The organism is Mumia sp., from assembly GCF_028803055.1.
GTDB lineage: Bacteria > Actinomycetota > Actinomycetes > Propionibacteriales > Nocardioidaceae > Mumia.
Genome location: NZ_JARBCJ010000195.1, coordinates 1 through 5809, shown reverse-complemented (window position 1 = coordinate 5809; position 5809 = coordinate 1). Strand labels below are relative to the sequence as shown.

General features: G+C 69.0%; 4 protein-coding genes. 2 read left to right on the top strand and 2 right to left on the bottom strand.

Going from position 1 to position 5809, the window contains the following annotated elements; genetic code table 11:
• Positions 1–1824: TylF/MycF/NovP-related O-methyltransferase (locus tag PV363_RS15105; protein WP_301022750.1), on the bottom strand; the 1824-nt coding region annotated here is incomplete at its 3' end.
• 200 nt (positions 1825–2024) lie between these two features.
• On the opposite strand from PV363_RS15105, the gene PV363_RS15100 reads away from it, so the two are divergent.
• Positions 2025–2801: a class I SAM-dependent methyltransferase gene (locus tag PV363_RS15100; RefSeq protein ID WP_301022751.1), complete on the top strand. Its 777-nt coding sequence runs from the start codon at positions 2025–2027 to the stop codon at positions 2799–2801.
• Between the two features lie 79 nt (positions 2802–2880).
• Here the strand turns inward: PV363_RS15100 and PV363_RS15095 are convergent, their stop codons facing one another.
• Complete coding sequence (locus PV363_RS15095) at positions 2881–4683, bottom strand: polysaccharide biosynthesis tyrosine autokinase (RefSeq protein ID WP_301022749.1); 1803 nt, start codon at positions 4681–4683, stop codon at positions 2881–2883.
• A gap of 405 nt (positions 4684–5088) precedes the next feature.
• On the opposite strand from PV363_RS15095, the gene PV363_RS15090 reads away from it, so the two are divergent.
• Positions 5089–5809, top strand: a 721-nt coding sequence (locus tag PV363_RS15090) for a sulfotransferase (RefSeq protein WP_301022748.1), incomplete at its 3' end; no start/stop codon positions are given.

Genomic DNA, 5809 nt, shown 5'->3' with positions numbered 1-5809 from the left:
GCTCGTGGTGCTGGCCGCCACCTCGCCGGCCTCCGCGGCGAGGCGCTCGGCTTCGCTACGGGCGATGTTGGCCGCCTCGAGGGCAGCCTTCGACGCGGCGTCGGCCAGCTCCTGGGCGCGGGTCAGCGAGGCGGTGGCCTCGGCGACGGCGTCTTCGGCGCGCTGGCTCACGTCCTGTGCCTGGCGCTGGGCCTTCTCGGCCGCGGCGTTGGCTTCCTCCGCGGCCGAGGTGATGGCCTCCTCGGCCTCCTTGCTGGCCTTGCGCCGCTCCTCGGCGACGCGCTCGGCAGCCCGCTGACGCGCCTCGCGTATGCGCTCCTCGGCCTCGCGCTGGACGGCCGCGGCCTCGGCGTCGGTCTCGGTGCGCACCTGGTCGACCCGCTCGGCTTCCTTGGCCTTGGCGGCCCGCTCGATCTCCTGTGCCCGGTCGTAGGCCTCGCGGGTGGTGCGCTGGGCCTCCTCCGAGGCCTGCCTGGACTCCTCCGCCAGGGCGACGGCACGCTGCTCGGCCTGGCGGGCGGCGTCGGCGGCCGAGCGCGCGTCGCGCAGCATCGCCTCGACAGAATCGTCCTCACCGACGAACGGCACAGCCGACGTGACCTTGCGCCCCACCTTGCCGAGCGTGCCTCCCACCGAGCTGCCGGCATCGCTCACCTTGTCCGAGGTCGTGGACAGCGCTTCTGACGAGGGCTGACGCACCCGTTCGACAACCCATGCGGCGTTACTCGGCAGCTCGCGCAGCCCTGCCGTGACTCCACCCTTGAACCAACGGTGCTTGGACATGCGGCCTCCCGGGTCTTTCGTAGAACAGGGGTGGGCTACCCGTCGCCTCAACAGGCTAAACGCGAGGAGCGTCAGCCGCATCGCTACAAGTGGTAGTCGTGATGCCTCCGTGTGACGTTCGCTACGTAGCGTGGGGAGGTTGGGCGGCTGGCCCGACCAGGGGCTGACGGACTGGCCGGACCCACCCGTGCCGGCACGGGCCGGTCTACGCGGCTTGCGCCACCAGACGGCGGTCCAGTCGACGTCGTGGATGTCGGCGGTGATGTCCTGGGCGGCGCGGTAGTCGGTGACGGCCTGGCGGCAGGCGCCGATGCCGTTGTAGTCGTCGACGATGACGTAGCCGCCGGGGGAGACGAGCGGCTCGAGGTTCGTGAGCGCGTCGATGGTCGACTCGTACATGTCGCCGTCGAGGCGGAGGAGGGCGATGGGGCCGATCTCGGTGGCGAGCTTGGGCAGCGTGTCGCGGAACCAGCCGGGGACGAAGCGGACCTGGTCGTCGAGCAGCCCGTAGCGGGCGAAGTTGGCGCGCACCTGGTCGAGCCCGATGGCGAGCTGGCTGTGCTCGTGGAGTCGGAGGGGGACGTCGAGCGGGAACCGTTCGGCGTCGGCTTCGGGCAGGCCCTCGAAGGAGTCGCAGGCCCAGACGGTGCGGTCGGTGTCGCCGACCGCGGCGAGGACGGCGCGCAGGTAGATGGCGGTGCCGCCGCGCCACACCCCGGTCTCGACCAGGTCGCCGGGCACGCCGTCGGCGAGAGCGGTCGTGACGCAGTCGCGCACGTTGGCGAGGCGGGCGAGGCCGACCATCGTCTCGGCGTGGGGTGGCCAGTCGTTGCCGACGGCGCGGGTCTCGCGGTCGGCCCCGGTCCGCACGACCCGCCATCCGCGCTCGCGCAGCATGTCCCGCAGCCCGTCCGGCTCGCCGCCGGGCCAGTCGCGCAGGTCGACGTTGCGCACCTCCTCGTCGAGGAACAGGTCCCGGGTCAGCGCCCGGGCGAGCAGGTCGAGGTACAGGTCGGCGGCGGAGGGGGCGGGCGTAGGCATCGCCGCATCATGACGCAGGGGGTGGTCTCGCCCCCTGTCGGGCGCTGACCCCCGATCGGCCGCGAGCGTCGGCTTGGAGCGGTCACCCGGCCCTCCCACCCACAGCGGACGGCCGGTAACCTCTGGCGAACACCACTGCTCGTGCCCGCGCCGTTCTTATCCGTGGTATCGAGCACGCCGAGCGCGACGGAGCAAGCGTGATGCTCGACCACTTGACCGCCAATGACTACGAGCGAAGCTGTACGAGCCACGACCTGGACGTTGTCGTCGACGCCATCGCCGCTGTAGCCGCAACCCGGAAGCGGGCGCGTTCGCTACTCGACGTCGGCTGCGGATACGGCGGGATCGCCGCAACCATGCGTGATCAGCTCGGCATCCCCGACGCGCACGGTGTGGACATCGACCCCGAGGTGATCTCCGAGGCACGGGCGAAGGGCATCAGCGCTGAGCGCGTCGACGTGGAGAGGGAGCCACTGCCATTCGACGCGGACACGTTCGACCTGGTGACGTGCTTCGGCATGCTCGACTACCTCCCCTGGTTCGACGGGGCGGTGGCCGACATGTCGAGGGTCCTGGTCCCCGGAGGACTGATCGCCGTCGCGCTCCCGAACCTCGGTAGCTGGCACAACAGGCTCTCCCTCCTCCTCGGCTATCAGCCGCGGGACATCGAGTTCTGCAGCCGGCGCGCGGTGGGACTGGCGCCGTACTACCGCAGCGAGCGGTACAGGGTGCCGGTCGGCCACATGCACACGGCCACGACACGCGCCTTCCGCGAGTTCATGAATCTCATGGGGTTCACCGAGGTCCGCACGCTTCCGCTCAGCCCGTCGAACGTCCACACCCGGCAGCCTCTCCGCGCCATCGATTCCGTGCTCGGTCGGTTTGCCTCGACGTCCCGAAGGTTTCTCTACCTGGGAAACAAGACGAAAGCTCCGGCTGAGCTGACGGACGACGGGTGGTGGCGGCCCAAGCCATAGCGGGCACACGCTTCGCGGGAGACGCCTGGAGTTGCCGCGCGCACGCACATCGACATGAGCGGTCGCCGGCGATCGTCTGTCAGATCTCGTCGAGCCCGCTGACCCGAGGTCGTTCTGTCTCGTCCGCTGTGGCGTCATCGGGTGTCGCGCCACTCGTGCGCGTGTGGTGGCCGTCGACCCCGTTGCCGCTGTTGGCGACCGGCGCGGTGTGCGCGGCGGGCGTCTGGACGTGCCCCATCCGCTTGCGACGGGCCGCCTCGCTACGACGCCGGTAGGTGTTGTAGCGGTACCCCTGATCGCCGTAGCCCTCACGGGCCGGCACACGGTTGAGAACCAAGCCGATGAGCGGCGCGTCGACGTGACGCAACAGTTCGACGCTGCGGACGAGACCGCGCCGGGACGTTGTCCGGTGAGCGACCACGAGGAGGACGGCGTCGGCCCACCCTGCCATCACGACCGCGTCGGTCACCGGGACGACGGGAGGCGAGTCGATGATGACCACGTCGTAGCGACCGGCGAGCTCGGCGAATACCGCACGCGCGCGGTTCGAGTCGAGCAGCTCCGCAGGATTGGGGGGCGGCGCGCCGGGGGGAAGGATGTGCAGGGAGGGCACCTCCTCGACCGCGTAGACCGACCGCTCGGGCTCATCCTCATCGAGTAGGACCGTCGTGAGGCCGGGTTCCCGAGGTGCACTGAACATCTCGTGGAGCCGAGGGCGACGCAGGTCGGCGTCAACGAGGAGCACCCGCTCGCCGGTCTGTGCCAGGGTCGTCGCCAGATGGGCGGCCGTGTCGGTCTTGCCCTCGCCGGCGCCGGCGCTCGTGACCAGGATCGTGTGAAGGGGCGTGTCGATGCCGAGAAACTTCACCGACGTGCGCAGGAGTCGATAGGCCTCGCTGGCGCTGCCCATAGGGTCTGCGACGGTGACGAGGTCGCTGCCCTTGTGGTCCTCCGCCACGTCGGGGACGATGCCCAGGGTCGGCAAACCGGTGATGACCTCTGCCGTCTCTTTCGACCGCACCGAGTCGTCGAGCCGGTCGAGTGCGAAGGCGAGCCCGATGCCGACCAGCAGACCGATCAGCGCGCCGACCACGACGTTGCTCACGGTGTCCGGCGACGCCGGGCTCGACGGGGCCGCCGCGGGATTGAGCACCTCGACGCCCCCGGTCTGGCTCAGGTCCTGGCTCGCCTCGAGCTGTTGGAGCTGCCCTACGAACGAGCTCTCTCGGGCGGATAGCGGAGCGAGCCGGGGGAGCACCTGAGTGAGGACCGTCTGCTGTTCCTGCTCGAGCGACGCGCGTTCGGGGCCCTCCTCGGGAGCGGCGGCCAGCTCCTGGTCGATGGCGTCCAGCGGCGCTCGCACCTCCGCCATGGTTGCGCGCAACTCGTCGAGACGAACCTGGATGTCCTCGCTGACCGCTACCAGTTCGTCGACCTGTTGGGCGCGACGCTGGTCGATGTAGGTGTCCGCGTAGAGATTCACGAGGTCCGCGGCGGCCGCGGCGTCGGTCGCCCGCGCCGACAGGGTGATGCCGTCGTCCGAGTCGGAAGCGGTGGCCCGTGCCTGCACGATGTCAACATCCAGATTGCCGTCATAGGCGTCATCGACCGCCTCGACGACGGCGTGCGACTCGATCTGGCGGATCTCGTTGTTGAGGTCACGCTCTGCGCTCGCTGGTGAGTCGATCTGCCCGCGCTCGTCGACCAGCAGCCTTTGGCTTGCGGTCCCCCGCATGAGCAGCTCTGCGCTCGCCTCGTAGCGCGGCGTCTGCACCACGGAGAAGGCCAGCGCGAGGGCGGCGCCGATGGCGACTGCGAGCAGGACCACCCAACGCCGACGCCGTAGGACCGCGAGGTAATCCTGCAGACTCCGGTCGTCCATGCCGCTCCTTCCAGGGGTTTACCGCAGCGGCGACTTCGGACAAGGCTACTTGTGGCACGCGGAGTGGCAAGAAGATCGCGAACGGTGGACTTGCCGCCCGTGTCACGACGGGCTCCCGCGTTGTGCGCAGAGAGCGGCGTGCGTTCGATGGAGCTCCGCCTCCTCCGCAGACCCGACTCTCAGCGGGCGACGGGGGCGCAGTCATGTGGGCGTGGAGGCCAGCGACAGTGACCTTGTTGGCCACAGACGGTGATCGTTAACATGCCCAGGGTGGCAGTCGCTGCCGAGCGGTAAGCGTCCATGGACGAATCAGTCCGTCCGGGTGTCCGGGCAAGGGAGCGGAACCGGGTGATCAACGGGGGACGACGACAGGGCGCCGAGCCTGAGTGGCGAAGAGCTGGACTGATGCAGACCACCGATCAGCGCGAGCAGAGCCGCACAAACCGTCGCTTTCCCGACTTCTTCGTGGTCGGGCACCCGAAGTGCGGGACCTCCGCTATGTACGAGATGCTCCGCCAGCATCCTCAGGTCTTCATGTCGCCGATCAAGGAGCCCCGGTTCTTCAACGACGATCTCCACGTTCCCACCGAGACGCGCATGACCGAGTCCGAATATCTGGATATGTTCGGAGGCGCCCTCCCGGCGCAGCGCCTTGGTGAGGCGTCGCCCGGCTACCTGCGGTCCCACGTCGCGCCGCGACGGATAGCAGCGGCGAATCCTGACGCCCGCATCGTGGCGATACTTCGGGAACCCGCCAGCTTCATAAACTCGCTCCACCTTCAGGGAATGCGCAACGGGCGCATTCTCACCAGAGACCTGCGGGCGGTGCTCGACATCGATCCATCTCGCCCTGAAGTGTTCCAGTACGGGGAGTATGTGAAGTACGTGGATCAGCTGGAGCGGTACCGTGCAGTGTTTCGGCCCGAGCAGATCCTCGTCCTCGTCTACGAGGAGTATCGGCGAGAGAATGCGCGGACGATGCGGGACGTGTTTCGCTTCATCGGGGTGGATGATGAGTTTGATGTTGCTCCGACGACAGCCAATCCCTCGGGAGTGCGGTCCTTGCGCCTCGCGGCGTTGTGGGCCCACTTTCGCGACAGCGATGGTGCCGCATATCGAGCTCTTC

What these genes read in the sequence shown, in the direction of transcription:
- PV363_RS15100 (WP_301022751.1), top strand. Translation starts at nt 2,025, where the DNA reads ATGCTCGACCACTTGACCGCCAATGACTACGAGCGAAGCTGTACGAGC.
- PV363_RS15095 (WP_301022749.1), bottom strand. Translation starts at nt 4,683, where the DNA reads ATGGACGACCGGAGTCTGCAGGATTACCTCGCGGTCCTACGGCGTCGG.